We start from the raw sequence: 26953 nt of genomic DNA, 5'->3' as shown, positions 1-26953 counted from the left end.
TTAGCGTCCAGAGCAAGTTCATCTCCGCCCATGTCCGTCCTGCGTTCCGCTGTGACCGCCGCTGCAGGCCTGGCACTGAGCCTGACCTCTCCAGCCTTGGCGGGCAGTGGGGTGTCGATCAGCAGCTACGGGCAACGGGCCCTGCTGATCCAAGGCGGCGGCCAGTCGGTGCTGCTTAACCCTTACAAGGCAGTCGGTTGTGCCGCAGGCCTGCCGGAACCGCAGCTGACGGCCGGCGTCGTTCTGGCCAACTCCGAACTCGCCGATGAAGGGGCCAGCGACATCGCCGGTGGCCGCTTTCTGGCACAACCGGGGTCGTATCGCATCGGTGGCCTAAGCCTGGAGGGCTTTGCCAGCCCCCACGACCGGATGGGCGGACGCCGCTTTGGCAATGCCACCATCTGGCGCTGGCAGCAAGGGGGCCTCAGCTTTGCCCACCTCGGTGCCACCGCTGGAGAGCTCACCGCCGCCGACCGGGTGCTGCTGGGCAACCCCGATGTGCTGATCATCGGCGTTGGCGGTGGCAGCAAGATCTACAACGCCGAGGAAGCCGCGGCGGTGGTGAGTCAGTTGAACCCCAAACGCGTGATTCCAGTGCAGTACGTCAATGGAGACGCCCCTGAAGGGTGTGATCAAGAAGGTGTGCAGCCCTTCCTCGATGCCATGGGCGGAACCGCAGTACGCCGTGTTGGCCGGTCGCAAACCCTGCCGGGCAACCTCGACGACACCACCGTGATCACGGTGATGCAGTAATCAGCGCAGCCAGCTCAACACGGTTCCAGCCGGCCAGCAAAGCCAACAACACCAACACCCGAGCTTTCTGGGGATTCAGGCTCCCTGCCGGCAGCAGCCCGAGCCGTTCGTCCTGGGCATGGCGATGCACGGGTCCAGACCCACAGCGGTTGGCCCGCAGCATCAACGGTCGTGGGCCAGCCCACGCCTCCAACACTCGGCATTCGCCCGCCGACAACTGGCCGGCACCCGTGCCGGTAAGCACCAAGCCCGAAACACCGGCGTTGAGGCATGCGGTGAGCAGGAGCGGCTCGGGCTCCACACACCCGTAAACGATGGGCACCTGGGGCCATTGCTCGGGTAACGCGAGCCCTGCGAAGGGCACCTGCCGGGATCCGCTCGCCGTCGGCAGATGAACGCCAACGTCATCCACCCAACCCAGCGGCCCGCTGACGGGACTGGCAAAGGCCCCGACCCCCTGGGTAGCCACCTTGGTGACAGCGCGACCGCCATGGATCTGGCCATCCATCACCACCAGAATGCCGTGGCCGCGGGCTTCGCTGCTCAAGGCCACCTGCACGCCTTGAAACAGGTTGAGCGGCCCATCGGCACTGAGGGCCGTGGCTGGCCGCATCGCCCCCACCAGCACCACGGGCCGGGGATCGTCGATCAACAGCTGCAGCAACCAGGCGGTCTCCTCCAACGTGTTGGTGCCATGGGTGATCACCACCCCGGCCAGCTCTGGGTCCGCAGCAAAGGCATCACGAATGCGATCCACCAGCGCGCGCCAATGCTCAAAGAGCAGATCAGCGCTGTCGACATTGGCGACCTGCTCGACGCTGATCGTGGCCAAACCCTGCAGCTGCGGCACCGCCGCCAGCAGGGCATCACCCCCCAGCACCCCAGCGGTGTATTCGTTCAGCGTTGCACTGTCGGATGCACAACCGGCGATGGTGCCGCCGGTGGCCAGCAGCAGCAAACGGTTCATCGCTCCATAGGGAGGAACGCCTCCATGAAGCGCTGCATCTGGCTGGTGGTGCCGATGCTCACCCGAAAACAACCATCAATGAGGGGCTTGCCCGCCATCGAGCGCACCAAGATTCCAGCCAGCCTCAGCGCCGCATCCACCTCAGCCACAGGGCGCTGGGGCCAAATCAGTAGATAGTTGCCGCCGTCGCAGTGGTGCCGTACCCCCGCGTCCCGCAGGGCCTGCAGGGTCCAATCGCGGGCCCGCAGCACTTCAGCCACATAGGCATCCACATACGACTGATCCGCTAAAGCGGCGAACGCCGCGGCCACGGCCACGCTGTTGACGTCGTAGGGGCCCGTGACACGGCTGACCCGATCGACAACATCGGCGTGGCCAATGGCAAAGCCAATCCGCAGGCCCGCCAAACCAGCCGTTTTGGCCAAAGAGCGGAACACCAAAAGATTTGGTGTGGCCGTGAAATCTGCACTCGGCAGCACGCTGTCTCCGGTGAAAGCCTCGTAAAGCTCATCCACTACCACCAGCGTGCCCGGCGCAGAGGCCGCCAGGGCGATCACCTCTTCTGCCACCAAGCGCGTGCCGGTGGGATTGTTCGGGTTGCAGATCAACAACAACCGCGGCGTGCGAGCCGCCAATGCCTCCTGAATAGCCGCCAGGGGAAAGTCGAACGTCTCGCTTTGGTAGGGGATCGCCTCGATCGTCATGCCCTGCATCCCGGCGCAGGGGCTGTAGTACCCGAAGGTGGGCACTGTCGTCAGCAACGTCTCACCGGCATCGCCATAGGCCTGAAACACCGCATGGATAGCGGCATCCACACCATTGAACAGGCCCAACTGATCAGGCTTCAAGCCCGGCCGGCAGCCGGTTTCCAGCAGGTTCTGGAGCAACGCTTCCCGCAGGCCGTCGTACTCCGGATAAACGGCAATCTCCTCAGTACTGAAGTTGCGCAGCGCCTGGGCCACCAGGGGGCTGGGGCCAATCGTGTTCTCGTTGAAATCCAGCCGCAACATCGCCCGGCGGCCCTCCAACGGCGCGCTGTAGGCCTTCAGCTGCTCAACGGCGGCGCGGGCCGCCGGAGCGCCACTGGGCGTGAACGGTTGGATGTTGTCGTTCACATGCGGTCCAGGGTGGCGATGCCCAGCAGTCCGAGCCCCAGTCTGAGGGTGTCGGCCGTTAAACGACAGCGGAGCGAAGTCAAAGCTAGACGCTCAGAATCTGGTTTAAGAGCTTGACCTTAGTAGGGGAGGGGCGAAAGAGGTCATGCGTGAGCATGAAGCAGTCGATGCGTATAAACCGCAAAGCAACTCCTTCCCTTTAAGGAGACCACATTATCAAAAATTAAAAATACCTCACGAAAGGCTATTCTTGAAATTAACAGAACTCGTATTGCTCAGTGGCGCTAGCACCAATGCCACCAATCTTGCACACACATACATAAAACATAAGGGCCGCTAAGAGCAGATAATTCACCGAGTCCCTCTGCAGGCCAAGCATCCAATCTTGCGAGATCTGGCCAAGAAAAACAGGCCTCATTCTAGGTCGGCGCACTTCACCACCTCCACTCAAGAAACTCCAGCGACAATAGAGACTAATGTCTTCCTCATGGTGCGGAGCTCATTCCTCATCTACAGCAAAGATCGAATTCATCACACTTAACGCCTTTATCGAGATCCCAAAACACAACTAGACCCAGCAGAGATCATAATCATATTGCCGCACTAACCCAACCAAACACAGAAGGAGATCATGCTCACCTTTAGCACTGCCGGGAACCACTCAGATACTCGGGCGGCCTCAAGGGCGATCCAAGAAAGCCGATTATGGATACAGACAACAAGACCTGCGCAATAGCACGATGAGCGACAGAAAACACCACAAGCTAATGCCGCAATCGGAAGAACATCGCATGTCAGAATAGAATCGGCCGTCACTACAACCATTTTCAAGAAATAACAGACATAATATGGCTATTTAGCAAAACCCAATTACACTTAGAGCTAACCATTGAATCTCCACATACATACCGAAGACATGCAAACCCCAGTTAACATAGACTTATTCATCCACTAAGCGAACGCTAACCAAGCATGAAACTCATCCTGCACTGCGGCGAAGAAAAAACAGGATCTAGCTCAATCCAAAAGATGCTAAAAGAATCGAGCAAAAAACTACTTGAAAAAAACATACTTTATTACTGCGAAGGCCCAAACCACAATACACTCAGCTACCTATCAGGAAAACGCCATCGGGTCTCCAAAGACAAAGACAAGCTTTTGGTGGAGCGAATGGAAAGCACAATAGCAAAAATAAAATATCTAGCAAAACAGCTTGAACCAAGTTACATCATTTTATCTTCAGAATACTTTTTTAACCTACACCCAGATGATATCAAAAAAACGATCGACTGCTTGGGGATTACTTTTACAGAAATATATTGTATCGTTTACGTAAGAAACCCTGATGAATTTTACCTTTCAAATACTCAGCAAAAAATTAAAGCGAGTCACAAAATCTTAAACCCACTCACCTTCAAGAGAAATATAATATCTCCATTGACGACATGGCAGCAATTCACGGGATCATCAAACTTTCTTGGCACGGCTTTTGACAGAGAAACGCTTTTTAAAGGCGACGTAGTAGCAGACTTTATTGAAAAGATTAAATCAATTACTCAAGAAAACATCGAGGTAAAAAAATGGCCTTCAAAAAATGAAAGCATCACGGCAGAACAAACGGTTTTGCTTCAAGAGTATCGCCGTGATTTTTTGAGTGATTTTGATAACCAATTCATGCCATCTAGTAAAATTTTGTTAAAGCTATTTCGCCAGATTAATGCTCTCAAGAAGCTTGGCACCAAGCTGGAGCTAAAAGCCGAGATCAGAGAGGCAATACTTTTCAACAATATAGAGTATATTTCATCCGCCAACAAAATCCTATCCGGGCAATTAAAATTAAACTCTGCTGATTTTCTAGAAAATCAGCATCAACCTGCCTCTTGGGACGGGAAGTGTTTCACAAACGTGAAAGACATTTTACCTTCTTTCAATCAAGAAGCTTATCAGCTATTTAAAAGAATAATAATAGAATACAACGATAGTCTGAAGCCCGGGTTTGAAGAATATTTACTAGCCTTTAATGGCAAAAAAATGAAGGAGAAAGCGGCCACAGCTTATTTCGCTTACCTAAAATCTAATGACTACTTTTCAAGCGAGCAGCTAAAGCAAAGCAATGACTTTACAAGTATGGGGCAATTCATATTTTGAGGGAATTAATTTAATTAATTATTCAGCCAAAGACAATCAAGGTCAACCACGTACTCACAAAAATACAGGAATTTAGCAACCACTTATTAACAAGAAGCAAATCACGCTAAACCTCATGACTCCATCAAACTCAATAAATTAAAAAAAGGCAAATGCATGATTCGTGCCTAGGTCATGCAAACTGACATAGGCTCGATAATTGCAGGGATCAGCAACCGTGAAAGCGAGCATTACAATGCGGAAACATTAAAACCTTCCAGCGAGAACAAGAGATCGAGGAAGTTTCACAAACGTTAGCGAAATAAGCCTAGAATTTCGAGCCGCCAAACAATCCTCTGTAAGAAAAAGTAGAGGGCAATTCCTCACATACGCTCCAGGGTGGCGATGCCCAGCAGTCCGAGCCCCAGTCTGAGGGTGTCGGCCGTTAAACGACAGAGGGCAAGGCGAGATGCCAACGCTTCAGGATCGGCCTTGAGCACCGGCACCTGGTCGTAGAAGCGGTTGAACACCTGGCTGAGCTCGAACAGATAGCTGCACAACCGGTTGGGCAAAAGCTCCTCCTCCACCTCAGCAATCACGGCGTCGAACTTGAGCAGCTCCCGCACCAGGGCCCACTCCTGGGGCTCACTGAACTGCAGTTGTGCGGTGGTGGCGGCAAGGTTGCCCCCCTTGCGGGCGATGCCGGCGATGCGCACGACGGCATAGAGGAGATAGGGCGCCGTGTTGCCCTGCAACGCCAGCATCCGATCGAAGGAGAACTGGTAGTTGGTGATCCGGTTCTGGCTCAGGTCGGCGTATTTCACCGCCGCCAAACCCACGGTTCCCGCCACATGCTGGATGAACTCCTCCGACTCGCTGCGCTCCTCCTCCTTCAGGCGTGAGCGCAGATCGGTCTCGGCGCGCTCGACGGCTTCATCGAGCAGATCCCGCAGACGCACCGTGTCACCCGCGCGGGTCTTGAGCTTCTTGCCGTCTTCCCCCTGCACCAGGCCAAAGGGCACGTGCTCGAGGCGAGCGCCTTCAGGGATCCAGCAGGCCCGTTCGGCCACCTGAAACACCCCGGCGAAATGGTTCGCCTGGCCGGCATCGGTGACGTACACAACACGGCGGGCACCATCCCCCTCCGGAGCCGCACCAAAGCGGTAGCGGATTGCAGCCAAATCAGTGGTGGCGTAGTTGAAGCCGCCATCGCTCTTCTGCACGATCACCGGCAGGGGCTTGCCGTCCTTGCCCTGCACACCTTCAAGGAACACGCACTGGGCACCGTCATCGGTGACCAGCAACTCGGCAGCCTTCAGCCCATCGATCACCGCGGGCAGGAAGGGGTTGTAGAACGATTCTCCGCGCTCACTCAGGCGAATGTCGAGCCGGTCGTAGATCTTCTGGAACTCACGCCGCGACTGATCGCAGAGCAGGCCCCAGGCCTTGAGCGACACCGGATCGCCCCCCTGCAGCTTCACCACCTCATCGCGGGAGGTGGACTGGAAGGCTTCATCGTCATCGAAGCGCTTCTTGGCCTCGCGGTAGAAGGCCACCAGGTCTCCGAGATCCACCGCATCGGCGGTCTCCAGTGCTTCCGGCGCCACCTGCTTGAGATGGGTAATCAACATGCCGAACTGGGTGCCCCAGTCGCCCACGTGATTGAGGCGCAGCACGGGATGGCCACGGAACTCCAGCACCCGCGCCAGCGAATCGCCAATGATCGTGGAGCGCAGATGCCCCACATGCATCTCCTTGGCGATGTTGGGGCTCGAGAAGTCGACCACCACCGGTGCCTTGTTCGTCACCGCCGGCACGCCGAGCCGCTCGTCCCCCAGCCGCACCGACACCTCCGCCGCCAACCGCTCCGGGCGAATCGTGAGGTTGATGAAACCAGGCCCGGCGATCTGGGGTTCCAGGCACAGTTCCGTGAAGCCCGTATCAGCCTGCAGCTGCTCCACAATCTCCGTGGCGATCTGCCGTGGGGCCTGCTTCAGCGGCTTGGCTAGGGGCAGAGCAGCGTTGGCTTGAAAGTCGCCAAATTCCGGCTTGCTCGCCGGTGCCAGCTGGGGATCCAGCACCGCTTCCGCCTCAGGGAAGGCCCGTTGCATGGCACCGCGCAACTGGGTTTCGAGGGCCTGGGCGATGCGCAGCATGGAGGGCAGCGGTGACAAGGTCAGCCCCCGATCATCCCGCGGCACTGTCAACCGAGGAATGTCAACGGGGGCACGCCCCCTCTCCCCACCGCTAAAGCGAGGGAGCGATCACAGGTCCGTCATGGCATCACCAACCATTCCCTACTGGCGCGTCTGGGTGGATAACGACGGCATCAGCAGGCAGTCAAGGCATGCCTTGGAGGGCCATGAATTCGCCAACTTCGCGGCTGGTGCTGCTCCTCTTTGGTCAGCCCGCCATGGCACGGAAACAACCACCCTCATCACCCTGGTGCTGCCTGCAGGAGGCATCTACGACTGGCATGAAAATCCGAAACCCCAATGGATCGTGCCGCTCCAGGGCTCCTGGGCCGTTGAAACCATGGACGGACAGACCGTGACGATGGGGCCCGGTGATCTGTCTTTTGGAGGCGACCAGGGCACGCGCGCTGGTCGAGGTCACCGGTCGTGGACGGTCGGCTCGGAGGACGCCATGCTGCTGCTGCTTCAGGTGGAAACCAGCCCTTCCTGGGCGCCTCTCTCCAACGGGGGTTAACGCTCTGGAGAGGAAAAGCGCATGCTCAGGTCCAGCCAGCGGCTGCGGGTAACCGGCGCACTGGTGGAGATCAGATCGATCCCGGTGGCGGCGTAGGCCTGCAGCTGTTCGGGCTGAATGCCCGAGGCCTCAAGCACCACCCCGCGGGAGCTGCAGTCACGCAGGCGAGGCACCAGGGCACTGAGCTGCTGGGGGGTGAACTCATCAAGGAGCACTCCATTGGCGCCCGCCTGAACTGCTTCCATCGCCTGGGCGTCGGTCTCTGCTTCCACAATCACGGACGTGGGCCAGGGCGCCTGCTCGCGCACGGCCGCAATTGCCGCCGTGATGCCCCCCGCCCAGGCGATGTGGTTCTCCTTGAGCATGGCGGCGTCATCGAGCCCCATGCGGTGGTTGATGCCGCCGCCGCAACGCACCGCGTATTTCTCCAGCAGGCGAAGCCCAGGCGTGGTCTTGCGGGTGTCGGCAAGACGCACACCCGTGCCCTGGAGCTGAGCCACGAGCTCAGCAGTGGCCGTGGCAATGCCCGACAGCCGCATGGCCAGATTCAAGGCAGTGCGTTCTCCTGCCACCAAAGCCGTTGCAGGTCCATGCAGCTCCAGCAGGCATTCGCCCTCAGCGACGGCGGCGCCTTCCTCCCGCAGCAAATTCACGCTCACCCCAGGATCAAGGCGCTGAAACAAGCGCTGCACCAACGGGCCACCGCAAAACCGCCCCACCTGTTTGGCGACCCAATGGGCTTGACCCTGCTGGCCCTGCAACGCAGCAGCCGTCAGATCACCGCGCCCAATGTCTTCCTCCAGCCAGGTCTCCAACGCAGCGGTGAGTGCCGGGGATTGCCAGTCCAAACGGTTCCTGAAGTCCGATGCATCTATTTTCCGATGCAGAAGCGCGAAAACACCCGATCCAGAACCGCTTCGGTGAGCTCTTCCCCGGTGATCTCCCCCAGAGATCGGATTGCCTCCCGCAGGTCGATGGTCCAGAAGTCCCAGGGCAGCTGTTGCGCTGCCACCTCTTGGCTGCGGGCCAGGGCCTCGGCAGCCCGGGCGGCGAGATCACGCTGACGTTGGTTCAGCGCCACCAACATGCCGTCGGTTCCTGCCGCACCACAACGCTCAAGCAGGGCCTGCACCAGGGCCGCTTCACCCGTGCCCTCCAACGCGGACAGCTGAACATCCACCGGCTGGGGGAACGAACCCGCAGGGAGATCCGCCTTGTTGGCGACAAGGATCCTGGGAATCTGCTCAGGGATGCGCGCCAGCAAGGCTGCATCTTCGGCGGTCCAGCCCGCATGGCCGTCCAGCACCAACAGCACCACATCAGCCGTGGCCAAAGCTTCCTCGCTGCGGGCAATCCCCAGCTGCTCCACCGCATCGTCGGTGCTGCGGATGCCGGCGGTGTCGAGAAGGGTGATCGGCACCCCCTCCAGCACGATCTCGCTCTCCAGCAGATCCCGGGTGGTACCCGGCAGATCGGTCACGATCGCCCGCTCGCGGCGGCTCAGACGATTGAGCAGTGAACTCTTGCCCACGTTGGGGCGACCCACCAGCGCCACCCGCAGGCCCTGGCGCAGGGCATCTCCCCGCTCTCCATCCCGCACAAGCTGCTGAAGCTCCAGCCGCACGGCTTGCAGCTGCTGCAGCAAGGCATCGCCATCCAAAGGGGGTAAATCCTCCTCGAAATCCACCCGAGCCTCCAGCTCGGTGAGCTGGTCGAGCAGCCGTTCCCGTAGATCTGTGATCTGGGCCTGGATCCCGCCATCAAGGCCCGCCATCGCCAACTCGGCCGCCCGGCGGCTGCGGGCCGCCACCAGCTCACTCACCGCCTCGGCGCGGGTGAGGTCGAGCCGACCGTTGAGCACCGCCCGTTGGCTGAACTCGCCAGGCAAGGCCCGACGCACACCCGGCTGCCCCAGCACCCGTTCCAGCACCCGCTGCACGGCGATCACCCCGCCGTGGCAATGGATCTCCACAACGTCTTCGCCGGTGAAGCTCCGCGGGCCCCGCATCAGCAGCAGCAGCACTTCATCGAGATGCCGGCCCTCGCCGTCGATCACGTGGCCATACACCACCCGATGCGATGCCCACTCCTGCCGGCCCGGGTAGTGCACAACGCGGCGCCCCACCGCTTCCGCAGCAGGCCCGGAGAGACGAATCACAGCAATCCCGCCCTGACCTGGAGCCACCGCGGTGGCCACCGCCGCAATCGTGTCGGTGCTGGGCACAGCAGTCGCCGCTGATGATCCATACCTAGGATCCAGCCGTCTTCCGCTGGGTTCATGCGCCGGTTGCTGCGCCTCAGTCGCCTCCGAATGCGCCGCGGGGTCCTCTGGCTGTGGAAACAGGAAGGAACACCAGGCCAACGGGCCCGCGGCCTAGCCGCCGGCGTGTTCTGCGGCTGCTACCCCTTCTTCGGGCTGCAGATCTTCCTCAGCGTGGGCGTCGCCAGCGTGGTGCGTGGTAACCACCTTCTCGCCGCAGCAGGGACCCTGGTGAGCAATCCCCTCACCTATCTGCCCCTCTACTGGTTCAACTATCTGGTGGGCTGTCAGCTGCTGGGCCCTGGCCGAGGCGCGATCAACCTGGCGGAGCTCAATCGCAGCAGCCTGTGGTCCCAGGGATGGGACTTCACCCAACGCATCCTGCTGGGCTCGACCGTTGTGGGGATGGTGCTGGCCATCGCCAGCGGATGGATGGCCTACCGCCTGTTTCTGCGGCGCGGGGCCCATCCTGTTGTGCGCAGAAGTCTCTAGCCCGTGCCCACCCGGGCAATTCCGATCACATCCGCCATCGAGCGGATCTGGTCCATGGTGCGACTAAGCTGATCCGCACCATCCAACTCAACCCGTAGATCAATGCGGGCTGGCCGGCCCGCTGCCGTGGTCACCCTGGCATCACTGACGTTGATGGCGCCATCAGAGAGGCGCATCAGGATGTCTTTGAGGATGCCGACGCGATCGATCACTTCGATCCGCAGCTGCACGGGGAAGCGTTGCTTCTCCCGTTCAGCGTGGGTGGTGTTCCAACGCACGGGTAAACGCCGTTCCCGCGGAATCGTCTCCACATTGGAGCAGTCCTGCCGGTGAATGGTGATGCCGTGGTTGCCGAGGGCAACAGTGCCCACGATCAACTCGCCCGGCAGCGGGCTGCAGCAGCCACCGAGGCGGTAATCCAATCCCTCCAGCCCCAGGATCGCCCCTTCACCTCCAGAACGATCCGGCGCCACATCTCGCGATGGCACCAGAGCCATCGCCACCTCTTCGTTGCTGGGCGGGGCCTGCTGCTGTTCCGCCAGCAGGCGCATCTCCTCCCGCAGACGATTGAGCGCTTGCTGCAGCGTGACATCACCGAACCCCAGTGACGCCAACAGATCCTCGGTGGTAGGCACATTGCAGCGTTGCGCCACCCGCTGCATCGCCTCACTGTTCAGCAGGGCATCGAAGCCATCACGCCCCAGCTCCCGCTCCAGCAGATCCTTGCCCCGCTCAATCGTTTCGTCACGGTGGCTGCGCTTGTACCACTGGCGTATGCGGTTGCGGGCCGTGGGCGTGGCCACAAAGTTCAACCAATCCAGGCTGGGGTGAGCCGTCTTGCTGGTGAGCACCTGAACGAAATCACCGTTTTGCAGCGGTGTGGCCAGGGGGCAGAGCCGATCATTGATGCGGACGCCATGGCAGTGGTCGCCCACTTCGGAGTGGATGCGATAGGCGAAGTCGACAGCGGTTGCCCCTTTGCGCAAACCGAGCAGATCACCCTTCGGCGTGAACACGAACACCTCTTCGTCAAATAGGTCTTCCTTAATCGACGAGAGGTAGTCGTTGTGATCGTCATTCCCTCCTTCTTGTTGCCAATCCACCAGCTGGCGCAGCCAGTTGAACCGCTCCGCATCACTGCTGCTGCTGGCCGGAGAGCCTCCTTCCTTGTATTTCCAATGGGCCGCAATCCCGAATTCGGCCACATGGTGCATCTCAAGGGTGCGGATCTGCACTTCGATCGGGCGATGCCGACCGATGACCGCCGTATGGAGGGATTGATACCCATTGGGTTTCGGCAACCCGATGTAGTCCTTAAACCGACCAGGAATGGGACGAAAGGTGTCGTGAACCACCGCCAGCGCGCGGTAACAGCTTTCGACATTGGTGGTGAGAATCCGCAACGCCGCCACGTCGTAGATCTCGTTGAACTCCTTCTGCTGACGCTGCATCTTGCTCCAGATGCCATAGAGATGCTTGGGACGACCCGTCACCTCGCAGTGCTCTAAGCCAGCTCGTTCCAGCCGCTCATTCAGCAGCCCCACCGTGACACCGAGCCGTTCCTCCCGCTCGCTGCGCTTGGTGGCCACCTCCTCTTGAATCTCACGGAAGGCCTCCGGTTCCAGCAATTTGAACGCCAGATCCTCCAGCTCCCACTTGAAGCGGCCGATGCCGAGCCGGTTGGCGAGGGGTGCATAGATCTCACGCGTTTCACGGGCGATCCGCTGGCGCTTCTCCTCCTTCAGAGCACCAAGGGTGCGCATGTTGTGCAACCGGTCCGCCAGCTTCACCAACACCACGCGGATGTCGCTGGCCATCGCCAGGAACATCCGCCGCAGGTTCTCCGCCTGCGCTTCCGTGCGGTCGTTGAAGTGAATTCCGCCGAGCTTGGTCACACCCTCCACCAGTTCACGCACCTCTGAACCGAAGTACTGCTCGATCTGATCGGGGGTGACGTCGGTGTCCTCGACCACGTCATGGAGGAACCCAGCAGCAATCACGGGGGCACTGGCGCCGATATCCCGCAACAGATCCGCCACCGCCACCGGATGAACGATGTAGGGGTCACCACTGGCCCGGAACTGTCCCTCGTGGAGCTGAAAACCGAAATCGAAGGCCGACACCAGCAGCGCCTCGGAATCCGTAGGGCAGCTCTGACCGATGCCAGGCGGCACATTGGCGATGCACTCCCTCAACCAGTCCGGCAGAGAGATGTCGTAGTCATCCGGATGGCGGATGGGATGGCGCCGGACTTCTGGCAACACACACGCCACCGCAGCCGAACCAGTGCTGGTTCGGGGCTCTTTGGGTGTTGAGGCGGCGTTGAGCATCCGACCCAGCGGATCAATCCATGGTATTCAGTGCAGGACCTCCCGTCTTTCCTGCCGCACTGTTCATGGGCCGGCCTGTTCTGGAACTCGAACAGCTGCGACTGCGCTACCCCGGCAGTGAGTGCTGGACGCTGGATGGGCTGAATTTGAGCCTCGAGCCCGGGGAGACCCTGGCCTTGGTGGGATCTTCCGGATGCGGCAAAAGCACCGTGGCCCGCGCCGTGATGCAGCTGCTGCCGCGGGGAACCGTCTGTGAAGGACGACTGGACTTAACCGGCCAAGATCCACGCCAGCTCAGGCGACCGCAGTTGCGACAGCTGCGCGGTGAGGCCGTGGGCCTGGTGTTCCAGGACCCGATGACGCGGATGAATCCGCTGATGACCGTTGGAGGACATCTGATCGACACCCTCAAGGCCCACCGGCCTGACACCAGCAACACGGCCCACCAAGAACGGGCCCGAGAGCTACTGGAGCGGGTGGGCATCGGTGCCAACCGCTTCCGCGCCTACCCCCATGAGCTCAGCGGTGGCATGCGACAACGCCTGGCCATTGCCCTGGCGATTGCCCTGGAACCGCCGCTGCTGATCGCCGATGAACCCACCACCAGCCTGGATGTGGCTGTAGCAGGGCAGGTGATGGCCGAGCTCAGCGGTCTCTGCAAAGAACTGGGCAGTGCCTTGCTGCTGATCAGCCATGACCTGGCCATGGCCGCCCGCTGGTGCGACCGCATGGCGATGCTCGACAACGGACGCAAGGTGGAGGATGGCCCCAGCCATCAGCTGCTCACCAGGCCGAAGTCGTCCGTGGGGCAACGCCTGGTCGCCGCAGCACAGGCCCGGGAAGGTGGGAGGTCGCCGGCACGTCCCGACAACAGCAGCGTGCTGAAGGTGGAGGAACTGCGCTGCTGGCATGCCGTGGGTGGCGCGCCTTGGTCTCCTATCTGGCTTAAGGCAGTGGATGGAGTGAGTTTCGAGCTCAGGGCCGGGGAAAGTCTTGGAGTTGTCGGAGCATCAGGCTGTGGCAAAAGCACCCTCTGCCGGGCATTGATGGGGCTCAATCCCATCCGCGGCGGACGGGTCGACCTGCTCGGCCAGGCTCTGCTGAGCCTCCGCGGAGAAGCGCTGCGGTCAGCCCGTCGGGCCCTTCAGATGGTGTTTCAGGACCCTCTGGCCTGCCTGAACCCCGCCCTGCAGGTGGCTGATGCCATCGCCGATCCATTGCTGATCCATGGCATCTGCTCCAAAGCTGCAGCCCGGGAGGAAGCCCGACGCCTGCTGGAACGGGTCGGACTCAGCCCGGCAGAACAGTTTCAGGAGCGCCTGCCAAAGCAGCTCTCCGGTGGCCAGCAACAGCGGGTGGCGATCGCGCGGGCCCTGGCCTTGAAGCCCAAGGTGCTGATCTGCGATGAGAGCGTCAGCATGCTTGATGCGGAAGTGCAGGCGGATGTTCTGGGCCTATTGAGGGAGCTGCAGCAGGAGCTGGGCCTCGCGATCGTGTTCATCACCCACGACCTCTCGGTGGCCAGTGGCTTCTGTCACCGGGTGATGGTGCTGGACAAGGGGAAGGTGGTTGAGGAGGGCCCAGGGGACCGGATCTTCAGCGCGCCTCAGGCACCGATCAGCCAGGTCCTCGTGGAGGCCTGTCCGCGGCTGCCCCGCTGAACTCAAGCAGTCTTTGAAAGGTCAACCACGATCAGGTGCCGGCGCAAGGAAGCAGGAAGCACCTCACGGCGCACGGAACGGATCAATGCGGAGACCCAAGTTCTGTTGCAACGAACCCGTATGACCATCGATCGGCCTGTGGATTATTCACCATCAAAAAGCGGATTCAGCACTTGTCCAGTGCGCCCCTGAACCGGCAACTCTCCCCATCAACCCGACGCGGCGCGCCGCCGCAACACCCCCAATAACTTCTCCATCACAGGCGGAAGGGGTGCCTCAAACACCATCCGTTCGCGACTGATGGGGTGGTCCAGCCCCAACTGCACGGCATGCAGCACTTGGCCGGGCAGTTCGATCGGCAATTTGCGGCAGCGGCTGTAGGTGGGATCCCCCACCACGGGGTGATTGATGTGGGCGCAGTGGACGCGAATCTGGTGGGTCCGTCCGGTGTCGAGCTTGAAGCGCAGGAGGGAGTAGTACCCGAGACGCTCCACCAGGGTCCAGTGGGTGCAGGCGTAACGGCCGTTTTCAGTGCTCACCACGGCGTATTTGTTAGACCATCAGCCCGACGCCTGACAGTTAGCTCCAGTCACATCAGCCACTTCCGGGAGTCATGTGTGAGTCACAGGTCTTGGTTGAACTGATGGTGGATCAATCAATCCCTGTGACATGGAGAACACCCATCACGCGTCCACCAGGCATGCGCACGTCGGCGGCACAAGCTCCGACTTCATCGACATCACCCACTGGGGAAGCTTTCACGCCTCGAATCACAACTCCGAGCACAACGAACTCGTAGGGGGACGCACACCAATCACCACCGAAGCCCTTGTGGCTTACAACGGCCTGCGCGCGTTTGCAGGCCTCAACGCAGTCTCCATCGAAGATGTCGGCCGCTGGGCCTTTGCAGAAGGGCTCACGAACAATGCAGAAGCCTGGGGCAACGACCTGCAGGGCGTTGGGCTCTGGTACGCCATGCAAGGCGCGAAGGTTGGTTGGATCGCTGACAGCTCCTTCAATCCAGAGCTTCTCGCCGACCTACAACGCACAGCACGCCAGGGCAGCAGCGATGCAGTGATGGCCATGGTTCGCGAGGTGAGCCATGACGGTTTCGCCGATTTTCTAATCAGCGAAGGCCTGCAGGAGGCCTTTATCAACACCCTCAAGATGGAGCCCCATTACGGGGGGTGGATGCATGGCCGCACCCACGGCTTCCTGCCGATCGAAAGCGGTGCCATCGCCCATGACATCAACCACCTGACTGTTCTGGGCTGGGATCAACGTCAGCCCTTCATGAACGACACCTTCGATTGGCCGCAATGGCCGGCACTGAATGTGAGCGACAACACGGTGATCAATTACTTCCAAAGCATGGTTGTCCTGGGAGCCCCCCTCGAGAGCAATCTCAACCGCCTGGGAACAAGTGTTGCTGCAACTCCAACTCAACCGGACCTCCCCTCACCAAAAGAGGCGGGAAACAGAAGGGCAACTGAACCAACCATCTCGACATCCAGCACCCACAGCTCAGATGCGATCACAGGGGTAGAGGTGGACGTTCGAGGTCAACTTTGGTGGGGTGGACTCACGGCATCACTGGCCGTGACCAACACCGGCGATCAAGCCCTGGAGCACTGGGGGGTGGAGTTCATCAGTGACCATCGCTTCAACGGAGAAGCCTGGGGTGTGAACGTGAACAGTCAGGTCCGCAAAGGCGGCGGCTATCGCTATGAAATTTCCGGGGTTGACTGGGGCCAATCGATCGCCCCTGGGCAAACCATCGAGGTGGGGTTCAACGCGATGACGGGGATCACAGACAACGTCAACATCCCGCTCACAGAGCAACTTTTGCTGGCAGGAGGCAGCATCACGGTGGTTTGATCTTTGCCTACAAACGACGCCTCAACACCCCCAACAACTTCTCCATCACTGGAGGCAGGGGGGCTTCGAACACCATCCGTTCTCGGGTGATCGGATGATCCAGCCCCAACTGCACGGCATGCAGGGCCTGGCCGGGCAGCTCGATCGGCAATTTGCGACAGCGGCTGTAGGTGGGATCCCCCACCACGGGGTGATTCATGTGGGCGCAGTGGACGCGGATCTGGTGAGTCCGTCCGGTGTCGAGCTTGAAGCGCAGGAGGGAGTAGTCCCCGAGACGCTCCACCAGGGTCCAGTGGGTGCAGGCGTAACGGCCGTTTTCAGTGCTCACCACGGCGTACTTCTTGCGATCCACCGGATGACGACCGATAGCGCCGACAATCGAGCCGGAGTCGCCGTCGGGCACACCGTGGACAACGGCGAAGTACTCACGGGAAGCGATCCGTTTCTGGATCTGAACCTGCAACCGCACCAGGGCCTCCTGGCTCTTGGCGATCACGATGCAGCCGGTGGTGTCTTTGTCGAGACGGTGGACAATCCCCGGGCGCAGCTTGCCGCTGATCCCTGGCAGATCGGGGCAGTGATGCAGCAGACCGTTGACCAAGGTGCCGTCCTTGTTGCCCGGTGCCGGGTGCACCGTCAGACCTGCCGGCTTGTTGAGCACGATCAGATGTTCGTCTTCAAACAGCACATCCAGATCCATCGGCTCCGGCTTGAGGTAGGGCAACGGTTCCGGGGGCGGCATCCACAGCTGCACTTCGTCGCCCTGACGCAACGGTGTTTTGGCCTTGCCGGTCTTGCCGTTGACGCGCACATAGCCCGCGTCGATGAACTTCTGAATCCGGGCTCTGCTCTGCTCCGTGCGCTGACTGACCAGCCAACGGTCCAGCCGCATCGGCAGCGGTTTGGGGTACGTCAGCGTGAGCAGCTCTCCCTCCCCCTCTCCGAAACGGTCGGTGAAGGTCTCTTCCGGCAGCGGAGGACGCTTCCACTGCGGACTCATGCCGGCAGCTCCAGGGCGATGCTGCCGAGGGCCGATTTACGGAAATCATCCAGCAGCCGCTGGGCCATGCGCGCTGTTTCCCCAGAGGTGTGGCGGGACGCTGCGGCCTCTAGCCAAAGGGCGGGGTCCGCCGTTTCACCGCTCAGGGGAATGCCATAACGCTCCTGCAAGAGCGGGAGCGTCACTCCGGCTGCAGCTTGGGATTCGGCATCAATCAACAGCTGCAAAAACGCCTGAGCCACCAATTCGCCGTCGTAGGCAGCCTGGCCGATGTCGTCACACAAGGCGAGCCGCAGGGCCGCCTGCTGGTCATCGAGTCGAGGGGGCAGGACTCCGGGTGCATCGAGGAGATCCAGGTCTTGCCCCAGCCGCACCCAGCGCAGGGTTCGTGTCACCCCAGCCCGCCGAGCACTGGCCACCACCTTCTGCCTGACCAAACGATTGATCAGGGCGGACTTGCCCACGTTGGGAAATCCCAGCGTGAGAGCCCGCACCGGCCGGGGCCGCATGCCCCGGTTGCGACGGCGTTCGTTGAGCTGATCTCCGGCACGGATCGCAGCCTGCTGCACCTGCTTCACCCCAGTACCGGCCTTGGCATCACACCAAACGGTGCGCTGACCTTGGGCCTTGAACCAGGCTTCCCAGGCCTCCTTGGCGGCCGCTGTGACCATGTCACGCCGATTGATCACCAAGAGATGCTGCTTGCCCTTCAGCCAGCGGTTGAGATGGGGGTGACCTGTGGCAAGAGGAATGCGAGCATCGCGGACCTCAATCACCAGATCCACCTTGTCGAGATGGCGTTTGAGCTGCTGCTCCGCCTTCGCGATGTGGCCGGGGTACCACTGAATCGTTGGGGTGCTCACAACCGCAAACGCACAGAACAGGTGGCCCGCTGAAACACATTCACATTGAACTCGCCGGCGCTATCGCCGTTCACACGGGTTAATGTCACCCCGTTTTCTTACCGAACGAGACAACCCTATGGCGAAGCGTTCCCTGGCCAGCCTCCAAGCCGGCGACCTGAGCGGCAAACGCGTTCTCGTGCGGGTTGACTTCAATGTGCCCCTGAACGATGCCGGTGCGATCACCGACGACACCCGCATCCGTGCCGCCCTGCCCACGATCAACGACCTGATCAGCAAGGGCGCCAAGGTGATCCTTTCTGCTCACTTCGGCCGTCCCAAGGGCCAGGTCAATGACGCGATGCGCCTGACCCCCGTGGCGGCTCGCCTGAGCGAACTGCTGGGCAAATCCGTAACCAAGACCGACAGCTGCATCGGCCCTGATGCCGAAGCCAAGGTGGGCGCCATGGCCAACGGCGATGTGGTGCTGCTGGAGAACGTTCGCTTCTTCGCTGAGGAAGAGAAGAACGAAGCAGGCTTCGCCGAGAAACTGGCTGGTCTGGCTGAGGTGTACGTGAACGACGCCTTCGGCGCCGCCCACCGTGCCCATGCCTCCACCGAAGGCGTGACCAAGTTCCTCAAGCCCTCCGTCGCCGGCTTCCTGATGGAGAAGGAGCTTCAGTACCTGCAGGGTGCTGTGGATGAGCCCAAGCGTCCCTTGGCCGCCATCGTCGGTGGCTCCAAGGTGAGCTCCAAGATCGGCGTGCTCGAGGCCCTGATCGACAAATGCGACAAGGTGCTGATCGGCGGCGGCATGATCTTCACCTTCTACAAGGCCCGCGGCCTCTCAGTGGGCAAGAGCCTGGTGGAAGAGGACAAGCTGGAACTGGCCAAGGAGCTGGAAGCCAAGGCCAAGGCCAAGGGCGTTCAGCTGCTGCTTCCTACCGATGTGATGCTGGCCGACAACTTCGCCCCCGACGCCAACAGTCAGATCGCTGACATCAACGCCATCCCTGATGGCTGGATGGGCCTCGACATTGGCCCCGACTCGATCAAGGTGTTCCAGGATGCTCTGGCGGATTGCCAGACCGTGATCTGGAACGGCCCCATGGGCGTGTTCGAGTTCGACAAGTTCGCTGCTGGCACCAACGCCATCGCCACCACCCTGGCGGACCTGAGCGGCAAGGGCTGCTGCACGATCATCGGCGGCGGTGACTCCGTTGCCGCCGTTGAGAAAGCTGGCCTGGCCGAAAAGATGTCTCACATCTCCACCGGTGGCGGCGCCAGCCTTGAACTGCTGGAAGGGAAGGTGCTGCCCGGTGTGGCTGCCCTCGACGCCGCCTGATCAGACGTTCAGGCCTGGAGCTTCCGGCCTTTGGCATCGCGCTTCTTGCCGGTGCGCGCCGGAAGCCCCAGCTGATTCCGCACTTTGTTCACGTACGCCCGGTAGTTCTGCTTGAGGAACTTCTGGGCATTTTTCTTCTGCTGGCGACACGTCTTCAGCTCTACCGCGGATGCTGCCGCATCAATACAGAGCTGGTGGCTCTGCAGCAAATCCAGTCGACGCTGGTAGTTGTCTTTGAACCAGGTCTTACGGGCCTGGAACAGAACCTGGCTCTGCTCGGGGGACTGGTCCCGCCCAGCCACTGCCGATGGGGCCATCGTCATGAACGGTGCTGCCATCAGTGCAGCCAGAGCCAGGGAGGCGTTGGAGATGCGCATGGATGAAGCCTTCGCAATGCATCCATTCTGGTGACACACATCAATCAGGATCTGAATGGTCTGCCATGAGTCATGACCAGATGTGACTTAAGCCTGGGCTTCGTGGGGCTGGGGGCTCTCGGCTTGCCGATGGCAATCAACCTGCACCGCGCCGGCTTGCGGCTGCGGGTGCACACCCGCAGCCGCAAAGCCGAAACCAGGCCGGAGCTCGAGGGTGCAACTCGATGTTCAAGCCCAGCCGAGGCCAGCGCCGGCGTTGACGCTCTTGTTCTGTGCGTCAGCGACGACGCAGCCGTTGAGGAGGTCTTGTTCGGACCCCACGGAGCTGCGTCACAACTCACCACCGGCAGCGTGGTGCTGGATTGCTCCACCATTGCTCCCGCCACAGCTGAACGCTGTGCGGAGCGCCTGATGCGCCAGAACATCCATTACCTGGATGCCCCAGTCACCGGCGGCACGGAAGGTGCCAAACGTGGCAGCCTCACAGTGCTGGTTGGAGGAGCCAACGAGCCGCTCGAGCGTGTTCGGCCGATTCTCGAGGTGATCGGCTCCTCCATCCACCACTTCGGCAGCGTGGGACGAGGGCAGCAGGTGAAGGCGGTGAACCAGGTGCTGGTGGCCGGCAGCTATGCCGCCGTGGCTGAGGCAGTGGCCCTGGGCCAGCGCCTGGATTTACCCATGCCATTGGTGGTCGACGCCCTCAAAAACGGAGCAGCCGGGTCCTGGGCTCTGGAGCATCGCAGCACCGCCATGCTTGAAGGCACCTACCCCCTCGGCTTCCGACTCAGCCTGCATCGCAAGGATCTCGGTATCGCCCTCGTCACAGCCAGAGCAGTCGAACTGGATCTCCCCGTGACGACGCTGGTGGAACAGCTGGAACTCGATCTGATCAACGGCGGCCATGGCGATGAGGACGTGTCCGCTCTACATCGCTGGAACCCTGCGATGGGAGAGAGCTAATTGCTGCTGACCACCCGCACCCGCTTGGTGGCCGTCACCACCCCATCGGGATGCACCAGCATCACGGCCCAGGTTTGCGAACCGGGTTGCTGCGGTGCCTGAACGCTCTTGAACAATCCACCACCACCCAGAGGTGCCAGCGGCAGATTGGGGCGAATCTGAGCCGACAACTGCTCATCGGTGAGGTCGATCAAACCGCCCGCCACCAGTGCCTGACCCAGCGGCTCTTCAACCACCAGATCGATGTCGTAGCGACTGCCAGTCAGCACCACATCGGGGATCGAGACATTGACGGCCAACGAGCGTTCACCGCTGCGCAGCAAAGACTGCTGGGCCAACAATTCCTGCTCCACCAGCTGCCCCCCCTCCAGACGAATCGCAATCTGTTCCGAGGCTTCCAAGGCGTAGTTCAGCCCCTCAGATTCGGCTGCACCACGCACCCTCAGGGTGAGGGTCTGACGACCATCCGGCGTTGGCGCTGCAGGCTCCACCTGCCAGGTGACCTCAGGGAAATCCTGACGGAATCGCTGATAGCGCTGGGCCAATACGGGCTGAAGCTCAACGCTGGCCACCGTGTCGAACGACGTAGAGCCACCACTCGTAGAACCACCGCTGTTCAAAACTGTTTCCAGGCGCGAGCTGAAGCTCTCCAACGCACTGCCCTCACGCCCCGGCTGCTCGAGGGCATGGACCGGAGATAGCACCAGCGCCATGGCCGACACCAGCGTGGCTCCCAGGAAACGACGCACGGGCCGGAACGCAACAACCCAATTAAGTTAGGCGTGGTGAGCGGAGACGGCCGACGCAATGACCCGGCTTCTGATCGCTGCCAGCGGCACCGGTGGCCATCTCTTCCCGGCTCTGGCTGTTGCAGAAGCCGTTGAAGACCAGTGGCCCGTGCGCTGGCTGGGGGTGCCCGATCGACTCGAAACGCGTCTGGTGCCCGAACGCTTTGGCTTGGTGTGCGTGAACGCCGGCGGCCTGCAGGGGCGTGGGCTGACCAAGTTGCTGCAGCTGCTGCGTCTGTTGCTGGCCAGCGTCAGCGTGCGACGGTTGATCCGCCAGAACGCAATCGATGTGGTGTTCACCACCGGCGGCTACATCGCTGCCCCCGCGATCCTGGCGGCGCGCTGGTGCGGCATTCCCGTGGTGCTGCATGAATCCAATGCCATCCCGGGTCGCGTCACCCGCTTACTGGGTCGCTTCTGCAGCGCCGTGGCCATTGGCCTCCCCGCTGCCGCCAAGCGCATCCCCGGCAGCCAGCCGGTACTGACCGGCACACCGGTGCGTTCCAGCTTCCTGGCGGCGCAACCCCTGCCGGCCTGGGTCCCCTCGGGCGAAGGCCCACTGTTGGTGGTGATGGGCGGCAGTCAAGGCGCGGTGGGCTTGAACCGCATGGTGCGTGCTGCGGTGCCGGCCCTGTTGAAGCAGGGCTGCCGGGTGGTGCACCTCACCGGCGACAACGATCCCGACATCGAGCAGCTGCAGCATCCACAGCTGGTGGAACGCCGCTTCAGCGACGAGATTCCTGGGCTGCTGCAACATGCCGACCTGGCCATCAGCCGCGCAGGGGCCGGCAGCCTCAGTGAACTAGCGGTCTGCGGGACTCCCAGCGTGCTGGTGCCGTTCCCGCAGGCGGCAGATCAACATCAGGAGGCCAATGCCGCCTGCGCCGCGTCTCTGGGTGCTGCCGTGATCGTGCATCAACACCAGCCGGATCAGCCGGTGTTGTTGAACACCGTTAAACGACTCCTGGCAGCCCGGCTGGGGCAAGCCACGGCTGCAGCCGATCCTCTCGCCCAGATGCGTGAAGGCATGCAGGCCTTGGCGGAACGGGATGCCGAGCGGCAACTGGCTGCCTTGCTTCAGACGCTGGTGGACTGAGTCAAGTCAGAGGGTTGCGCTGCAACTCCTCACGCAACGCCCTGACGATGCGGCGGTTGTTGCGGCGAGATTGCAAGCCGATCCGTAGCCAGGTTTCACCCAAGCCCTCGAAGGAGCGGCAATCACGCAGAAGGATGCGATGCCGCTGCTCCATCGCTTCCCGCAACGGCACCAGGGAGCTGTTCGCGCGAATCAACAGGTAATTCACCGCCGACGGCATGGGGGTGATGCCAGGCAGCGCGGCCAACTGCTGCTGCATCCAGGCGCCTTCTATGGCCACCCAATGCTGAACCCGCTCACACCAACGGCGGTAACGCTGCGGCGATGCCAACAACCGTTCGCCAACAGCCAGGGCGATGCCATTCACGGGCCAGGGATCCCGCCACTCAGACCAACGCTGCAATCGCTGGGGCTGAGCGATGGCGTAGCCCAGCCGAAGCCCGGCGATGCCATACAGCTTGGTGAGGCTGCGGATCACCACCAGGTTGGAATGCTCAGCCACTAAAGGAATCAACGACTGCTGTTCGCCATTGGGCACCAAGGACAGAAACGCTTCATCGCAGATCACCAGCGCATACCGCTCCAACAGCGGCTGCAACGAGGCACGGCTCCAGAGCTGACCGGTGGGGTTGTGGGGATTGCAGATCCACAACACAGCCCCCTTCAGGGCGGGATGCACCAGCGGGCCGGCGTGATCCCAGGTCAATGCCAAGGACCCGTCGATCCGAGAAGCGTTCCAACACTTCAAAGCCCGCCGGTAGTCGGCGAACCCGGGAGCGAGAAGCGCACTGACGCCAGCAGCAGCAGCGTCGCGCGCCGCCCAGGTGAACAACTCAGCTGCCCCGTTGCCAGGAAGCACAGCATCAGGATCCACGCCATGCAAGCCCGCCATCGCCTGGCTCAGGGACGTCTGCCCCCGATCGGGGTAGTTGCGGATGGCGGTCAGGGGGATGCGGGAGCAACACGGACTCCAGGGGGCCAGAGAAGCACTGGCATCCAGCAGCTGCGATGGCTTGCAGTTCAACCTCGCAGCTGCTGCTTCACGGTTGCCGCCATGGCGCAGGTCGACGCCCATCCCGACTCCCGATAAAACGCAGAGATATCACCAGAGTGACCCACTGCCGATGCCAGCACGAGTGCTGCTGTTCACACTGCTGTTCGCCGCGCCACTGGTGGCACGGGCAGACGATCTAATCGTGTTGCTGCAGCAACGGAATTGCCCGGACTGTCGCCTGGCGGATGTGGATCTGGTGCACGCCGACCTGCGGGATGCAGATCTGCAGCGAGCCCAACTGCAACGCGCCAATCTCGGACAAGCACGCCTCGATGGGGCAGATCTACGGCAGAGCAACCTGCAATTCACCAACCTGCGGGGGGCGTCCCTACGGGGAGCAGATCTGCGCGGCAGCACGCTTTACGGCTCAGATCTACGCCAAGCCGACCTCAGTGGAGCCCAGCTTGATGAGGGGGCACTCGAACAGGCTTACTGGAATGGGGCCCAAGGCATTAGCGCTGGCGTCCGAAGCCATGCCGCACTTCACAACGCTGGGGTAACGGCAGCAGAGAACGGCCAATGGAAACGGGCCGAAACCTTGTTCAGTGCCGCAATCACGGTTGAACCTGAAGAGCCACTGAGCTGGGTGGCGCGAGGGTTATCCCGCGGCGAACTGGGGGATACCAAGGGTGCCTCCAGGGATCTGGCCTATGCCGGAGAACTATTCGGCGACCAAGGCGACCAAGAGAAGGCTCAACAACTTCTGGAAGCCAGCCAAAAAGCGACCGCAGCGATCGCCGACACGTCGCCGAAAGGTGGCAATGGCATTGGCTCGCAGCTACTAGGTGGAGCACTCTCCACCGCTCAGGCCTTGACACCCATCGTCCTCCGGGCTTTGTCCCCAATGCTGCCCTGAATTAAAAAGCGTTCTGCATTAACTCAGTGGCTTGTTGAGTGGTCGGTCGGTAGCCGTAACCGAAAACACCCCCCTGGTCATCATCAAGAACACGTGGGGTCACCAGAATCACGAGTTCGTCCTTAAATCGTGTTGATTGCCTCTTGCGGAACAAGCTGCCAAGCAAAGGGAGATCACCCAAAAAAGGCCACTTGCGAACTACCTCGAGTTGTGATTCGGACACCACACCGGTGAGTATTAATGTCTGGCCATCCCTCAGACGAATGGATCCAGACTCCAATTCACGTCGATTAAAGTTGTAGATCTGCACACCACCCGTATCTGTCAAAGAAGATTGAACCGCAGGAATAGGAATAGAAATCGAAGGATTCAAGTTCATGGTGATAAATCCATTGTCATCAATCTTGTCAACATTCACCTCAAACGTGAGCCCAGCATTTTCCTTTTCATAGGTGTATGAAGTTGTACCCGTGTCACCATTTTCATCGCGATCGACATTCACAACGTAATCTTGACCTGTTTCGACAGTCGCCTTCTGCCCTTCCTGAACTAACAATGTCGGCTGAGCGAGTATTTTTGTATTTCGCGCTACAACTTGAGCCTCAAGATAGGCATAGAAAGAATTGTCTGGCTGCCGATATTGATTCGAATCGGGCACGTATATTCTACGCCCCTTTTTGTCATAAACAGGCTTCAAAACCTGTGGAGATGTGGGGTTCGTATCAGGAGCATAACGAGGCCTGCCCTCTGAATCAAAAGCCTCAATCGGTTCACCTTCCGCATCAGTAACCGGAACATAAATGTCCTCTCCCGACACACCACCATATGGAGCAACCAGCTGTTGCTCCACAACAGGATTCACAACACTCTGCCGAGGAACCTGCCCATTATTTTCATACATACCAGGAACGCCTGAAACGCCCTGACCGTATCTTCCCGTACCAGAACTTCCACCCGGCTTGAATTGACCGAAGTTGAGATGCCCGGTACCACTATCGCTGACAATAAATTTGTCACCCATTCGGGCCGAGAAACTGGAATCAAGAAGCTCATCATTATTGAGGTTTACGTTCAAAATCTGTACCTTAACTGCCACTTGGCGACGGCGCAAATCAAGCTGCTTGAGATAATTCTCAGCAGAAGTAATTAATTGGGGGTCACCAACCAGCGTGACTGTCCCAAGACGCGTATCTGTGGTCCCCGTCAAACCAATCAAGGGACCAACAGAAGCGCCATAGGTTTCAACTTTGGTCGTTTTCTGCGTGGACCGACTGGCCTGATTACTCAGCTGACTTGTCCCAGCGGATGAGGGTTCACCGGTTGTCGTGGTGATCGTATTGATGACATTCATCGATGCCCCAAGGCTGGCCAAATAATCTGCCGCCTTGTCAACTTTGACTTGATTCAGTCGAAACACCTTGGACATCTGCGGGCCAAATGTCTTTGATGAAACGGAGGTGCCAACCATCAGGGTGCGACCATCCAACTTGGCTTGGAGACCAGAAGCCAACAGCACACTGTTCAAGGCCCGGTCAAATCGCTCTTCCCGGAACGCCATCGTCACGCCAGCAGGATTCTCCTTGTCGGGCTCCGGGTCGGACTCGCCTACATAAACGAAGCCATACCCACCCAAACGGGCTAATGACATCAAGGCATCCTTCGCCTTCGCGTTGTTCAAGGTCAGGGAGACCGAGGGCCCCGTGGCCTGCACGAAGCTGCGGTTGTTGAGCAACATGGAGCCGACGGCGATGTCTCCCAGAGGAGGTGCCGAGGCACGGGCTCGCATTGGCGGAACCACCACAGGTTGCTGAACCCGTCCCGGCCGGCTCAGATCCAGTCTCCCGCTCTGCAGAGCTGTTGTACTAATCGGCAACTGACGAAATGACACGATCAAGTTGGAACCATCCGCATTGATCACGGGCTCAGGCAAAGCCATTCCCTCAATGGCTCTGACCGACAGTTCGAAGTCCGAATCAGCTCCAGCGTTAAGTCTGACCGCAGCCAAGCCAACGGATGGCATCGCAACATCCTGAGGAACGACTAATGCAGACGACGAGGTGCCACGCAAACGGCCATACCAGCGCGATGAATAACGGCGCTGGCTGATCAAGCGTGGATTACTGCCAAGACCCGAAACGACAAGATCGACTCGATCCCCGAAACGACGCAGCTTCAAGGCGACCGTCGTTCGGGCTACGACGGGTGCAGGAGCCAGCACGGAAGCCATCTCTGCAGTCGAACAACTGAAACCGATCAGCAGAGCAAGGGAAAGCGAACGTCGAAACAATGAGCTCCCCACTTCCGTTGTCGCTCTCAGAAGACATCAGGCCGATGGTATCGATC

General features: G+C 60.5%; 22 protein-coding genes and 1 pseudogene. 10 read left to right on the top strand and 13 right to left on the bottom strand.

Annotated elements, in window-relative coordinates; translation table 11 throughout:
- Positions 1-30: 30 nt before the first annotated feature.
- Positions 31-753, top strand: a complete 723-nt coding sequence (locus tag FZX13_RS11040; RefSeq protein WP_226409606.1) for an MBL fold metallo-hydrolase — start codon at positions 31-33, stop codon at positions 751-753.
- On the opposite strand, the gene FZX13_RS11035 is transcribed toward FZX13_RS11040, so the two are convergent.
- Positions 737-1720 carry an asparaginase gene (locus FZX13_RS11035; protein ID WP_226409605.1) on the bottom strand — a complete coding sequence of 328 codons (984 nt, stop codon included), beginning with the start codon at positions 1718-1720 and terminating at the stop codon, positions 737-739. The two genes, FZX13_RS11040 and FZX13_RS11035, sit on opposite strands and share 17 nt — an antisense overlap.
- Positions 1717-2835, bottom strand: coding sequence for a histidinol-phosphate transaminase (locus FZX13_RS11030; protein WP_226409604.1), 1119 nt, complete (start codon positions 2833-2835; stop codon positions 1717-1719). Before FZX13_RS11030 ends, FZX13_RS11035 begins: the two co-directional genes overlap by 4 nt.
- Before the next feature lie 972 nt (positions 2836-3807).
- On the opposite strand from FZX13_RS11030, the gene FZX13_RS11025 reads away from it, so the two are divergent.
- The gene (locus FZX13_RS11025; protein WP_226409603.1) at positions 3808-4983 is read left to right on the top strand and encodes a hypothetical protein; all 1176 of its coding nucleotides are present in this window, start codon (positions 3808-3810) and stop codon (positions 4981-4983) included.
- Between the two features lie 362 nt (positions 4984-5345).
- On the opposite strand, the gene argS is transcribed toward FZX13_RS11025, so the two are convergent.
- Entirely contained in the window at positions 5346-7118 is a 1773-nt protein-coding gene (argS, locus tag FZX13_RS11020; protein WP_226409622.1) for an arginine--tRNA ligase, read from the bottom strand.
- A gap of 121 nt (positions 7119-7239) precedes the next feature.
- On the opposite strand from argS, the gene FZX13_RS11015 reads away from it, so the two are divergent.
- A complete protein-coding gene (locus tag FZX13_RS11015; protein ID WP_226409602.1) occupies positions 7240-7671 on the top strand; it encodes a cupin domain-containing protein in 432 nt (143 codons plus the stop codon).
- Here FZX13_RS11015 and nadC read toward each other — a convergent pair.
- Together nadC and mnmE are read right to left on the bottom strand one after the other, a co-directional pair.
- Entirely contained in the window at positions 7668-8519 is an 852-nt protein-coding gene (nadC, locus tag FZX13_RS11010; RefSeq protein ID WP_226409601.1) for a carboxylating nicotinate-nucleotide diphosphorylase, read from the bottom strand. The two genes, FZX13_RS11015 and nadC, sit on opposite strands and share 4 nt — an antisense overlap.
- Before the next feature lie 23 nt (positions 8520-8542).
- On the bottom strand, positions 8543-9895 hold the full coding sequence (mnmE, locus tag FZX13_RS11005; protein WP_226409600.1) for a tRNA uridine-5-carboxymethylaminomethyl(34) synthesis GTPase MnmE: 1353 nt from the start codon (positions 9893-9895) through the stop codon (positions 8543-8545).
- Positions 9896-9949: 54 nt separating this feature from the next.
- On the opposite strand from mnmE, the gene FZX13_RS11000 reads away from it, so the two are divergent.
- Positions 9950-10423 (top strand): DUF2062 domain-containing protein, encoded by a 474-nt coding sequence (locus tag FZX13_RS11000; protein WP_226409599.1) that lies wholly within the window; start codon positions 9950-9952, stop codon positions 10421-10423.
- Here the strand turns inward: FZX13_RS11000 and FZX13_RS10995 are convergent.
- Positions 10420-12753 (bottom strand): bifunctional (p)ppGpp synthetase/guanosine-3',5'-bis(diphosphate) 3'-pyrophosphohydrolase, encoded by a 2334-nt coding sequence (locus FZX13_RS10995; RefSeq protein ID WP_226397420.1) that lies wholly within the window; start codon positions 12751-12753, stop codon positions 10420-10422. The two genes, FZX13_RS11000 and FZX13_RS10995, sit on opposite strands and share 4 nt — an antisense overlap.
- Positions 12754-12773: 20 nt before the next feature.
- On the opposite strand from FZX13_RS10995, the gene FZX13_RS10990 reads away from it, so the two are divergent.
- Positions 12774-14414, top strand: coding sequence for an ABC transporter ATP-binding protein (locus tag FZX13_RS10990; protein WP_226409598.1), 1641 nt, complete (start codon positions 12774-12776; stop codon positions 14412-14414).
- A gap of 209 nt (positions 14415-14623) precedes the next feature.
- On the opposite strand, the pseudogene FZX13_RS10985 reads toward FZX13_RS10990, so the two are convergent.
- Positions 14624-14965, bottom strand: a pseudogene (locus FZX13_RS10985) (RluA family pseudouridine synthase); the annotation flags it as partial.
- A 118-nt stretch (positions 14966-15083) separates the two neighbouring features.
- Here FZX13_RS10985 and FZX13_RS10980 point away from each other — a divergent pair.
- Positions 15084-16292 carry a cellulose binding domain-containing protein gene (locus FZX13_RS10980; RefSeq protein WP_226409597.1) on the top strand — a complete coding sequence of 403 codons (1209 nt, stop codon included), beginning with the start codon at positions 15084-15086 and terminating at the stop codon, positions 16290-16292.
- A 7-nt stretch (positions 16293-16299) separates the two neighbouring features.
- Here FZX13_RS10980 and FZX13_RS10975 read toward each other — a convergent pair whose 3' ends face one another.
- Together FZX13_RS10975 and ylqF are read right to left on the bottom strand one after the other, a co-directional pair.
- Positions 16300-17292 carry an RluA family pseudouridine synthase gene (locus tag FZX13_RS10975; RefSeq protein WP_226409596.1) on the bottom strand — a complete coding sequence of 331 codons (993 nt, stop codon included), beginning with the start codon at positions 17290-17292 and terminating at the stop codon, positions 16300-16302.
- Positions 17289-18155: a ribosome biogenesis GTPase YlqF gene (ylqF, locus tag FZX13_RS10970; RefSeq protein ID WP_115024527.1), complete on the bottom strand. Its 867-nt coding sequence runs from the start codon at positions 18153-18155 to the stop codon at positions 17289-17291. Before ylqF ends, FZX13_RS10975 begins: the two co-directional genes overlap by 4 nt.
- A gap of 118 nt (positions 18156-18273) precedes the next feature.
- Here ylqF and pgk point away from each other — a divergent pair, with 118 nt between their 5' ends.
- A complete protein-coding gene (gene pgk / locus FZX13_RS10965; RefSeq protein WP_226409595.1) occupies positions 18274-19479 on the top strand; it encodes a phosphoglycerate kinase in 1206 nt (401 codons plus the stop codon).
- 8 nt (positions 19480-19487) lie between these two features.
- On the opposite strand, the gene FZX13_RS10960 is transcribed toward pgk, so the two are convergent.
- Positions 19488-19856, bottom strand: coding sequence for a hypothetical protein (locus FZX13_RS10960; RefSeq protein WP_226409594.1), 369 nt, complete (start codon positions 19854-19856; stop codon positions 19488-19490).
- A 72-nt stretch (positions 19857-19928) separates the two neighbouring features.
- Here FZX13_RS10960 and FZX13_RS10955 point away from each other — a divergent pair, with 72 nt between their 5' ends.
- Positions 19929-20816, top strand: a complete 888-nt coding sequence (locus FZX13_RS10955) for an NAD(P)-dependent oxidoreductase (RefSeq protein ID WP_226409593.1) — start codon at positions 19929-19931, stop codon at positions 20814-20816.
- Here FZX13_RS10955 and FZX13_RS10950 read toward each other — a convergent pair.
- Positions 20813-21565 carry a hypothetical protein gene (locus tag FZX13_RS10950; RefSeq protein ID WP_226409592.1) on the bottom strand — a complete coding sequence of 251 codons (753 nt, stop codon included), beginning with the start codon at positions 21563-21565 and terminating at the stop codon, positions 20813-20815. The two genes, FZX13_RS10955 and FZX13_RS10950, sit on opposite strands and share 4 nt — an antisense overlap.
- Before the next feature lie 58 nt (positions 21566-21623).
- Between FZX13_RS10950 and murG the strand changes: the two genes are divergently transcribed.
- Positions 21624-22700 (top strand): undecaprenyldiphospho-muramoylpentapeptide beta-N-acetylglucosaminyltransferase, encoded by a 1077-nt coding sequence (murG, locus tag FZX13_RS10945; RefSeq protein ID WP_226409591.1) that lies wholly within the window; start codon positions 21624-21626, stop codon positions 22698-22700.
- Position 22701: 1 nt separating this feature from the next.
- Here murG and FZX13_RS10940 read toward each other — a convergent pair whose 3' ends face one another.
- Positions 22702-23775, bottom strand: coding sequence for a threonine-phosphate decarboxylase (locus FZX13_RS10940; protein ID WP_226409590.1), 1074 nt, complete (start codon positions 23773-23775; stop codon positions 22702-22704).
- A gap of 49 nt (positions 23776-23824) precedes the next feature.
- On the opposite strand from FZX13_RS10940, the gene FZX13_RS10935 reads away from it, so the two are divergent.
- Positions 23825-24610, top strand: a complete 786-nt coding sequence (locus FZX13_RS10935; protein WP_226409589.1) for a pentapeptide repeat-containing protein — start codon at positions 23825-23827, stop codon at positions 24608-24610.
- A gap of 1 nt (position 24611) precedes the next feature.
- Here the strand turns inward: FZX13_RS10935 and FZX13_RS10930 are convergent, their stop codons facing one another.
- On the bottom strand, positions 24612-26786 hold the full coding sequence (locus FZX13_RS10930; protein WP_226409588.1) for a type II secretion system protein GspD: 2175 nt from the start codon (positions 26784-26786) through the stop codon (positions 24612-24614).
- Between the last annotated feature and the right edge of the window lie 167 nt (positions 26787-26953).

Source organism: Synechococcus sp. MU1625, assembly GCF_020514205.1.
Taxonomy (GTDB): Bacteria; Cyanobacteriota; Cyanobacteriia; order PCC-6307; family Cyanobiaceae; genus Parasynechococcus.
Note: the sequence above shows the minus strand (reverse complement) of the source record. Positions and strands in the feature narration are given on the sequence as shown.

Bases quoted from the DNA above. Each gene is read 5' to 3' on its own strand.
- FZX13_RS11040 (WP_226409606.1), top strand. From the start codon at position 31: ATGTCCGTCCTGCGTTCCGCTGTGACCGCCGCTGCAGGCCTGGCACTG.
- FZX13_RS11035 (WP_226409605.1), bottom strand. From the start codon at position 1,720: ATGAACCGTTTGCTGCTGCTGGCCACCGGCGGCACCATCGCCGGTTGT.
- FZX13_RS11025 (WP_226409603.1), top strand. From the start codon at position 3,808: ATGAAACTCATCCTGCACTGCGGCGAAGAAAAAACAGGATCTAGCTCA.
- argS (WP_226409622.1), bottom strand. From the start codon at position 7,118: ATGCTGCGCATCGCCCAGGCCCTCGAAACCCAGTTGCGCGGTGCCATG.
- FZX13_RS11015 (WP_226409602.1), top strand. From the start codon at position 7,240: ATGGCATCACCAACCATTCCCTACTGGCGCGTCTGGGTGGATAACGAC.
- FZX13_RS11000 (WP_226409599.1), top strand. From the start codon at position 9,950: ATGCGCCGGTTGCTGCGCCTCAGTCGCCTCCGAATGCGCCGCGGGGTC.
- FZX13_RS10995 (WP_226397420.1), bottom strand. From the start codon at position 12,753: ATGCTCAACGCCGCCTCAACACCCAAAGAGCCCCGAACCAGCACTGGT.
- FZX13_RS10990 (WP_226409598.1), top strand. From the start codon at position 12,774: ATGGTATTCAGTGCAGGACCTCCCGTCTTTCCTGCCGCACTGTTCATG.
- FZX13_RS10980 (WP_226409597.1), top strand. From the start codon at position 15,084: ATGGAGAACACCCATCACGCGTCCACCAGGCATGCGCACGTCGGCGGC.
- FZX13_RS10975 (WP_226409596.1), bottom strand. From the start codon at position 17,292: ATGAGTCCGCAGTGGAAGCGTCCTCCGCTGCCGGAAGAGACCTTCACC.
- pgk (WP_226409595.1), top strand. From the start codon at position 18,274: ATGGCGAAGCGTTCCCTGGCCAGCCTCCAAGCCGGCGACCTGAGCGGC.
- FZX13_RS10960 (WP_226409594.1), bottom strand. From the start codon at position 19,856: ATGCGCATCTCCAACGCCTCCCTGGCTCTGGCTGCACTGATGGCAGCA.
- FZX13_RS10955 (WP_226409593.1), top strand. From the start codon at position 19,929: ATGACCAGATGTGACTTAAGCCTGGGCTTCGTGGGGCTGGGGGCTCTC.
- murG (WP_226409591.1), top strand. From the start codon at position 21,624: ATGACCCGGCTTCTGATCGCTGCCAGCGGCACCGGTGGCCATCTCTTC.
- FZX13_RS10940 (WP_226409590.1), bottom strand. From the start codon at position 23,775: ATGGGCGTCGACCTGCGCCATGGCGGCAACCGTGAAGCAGCAGCTGCG.
- FZX13_RS10935 (WP_226409589.1), top strand. From the start codon at position 23,825: ATGCCAGCACGAGTGCTGCTGTTCACACTGCTGTTCGCCGCGCCACTG.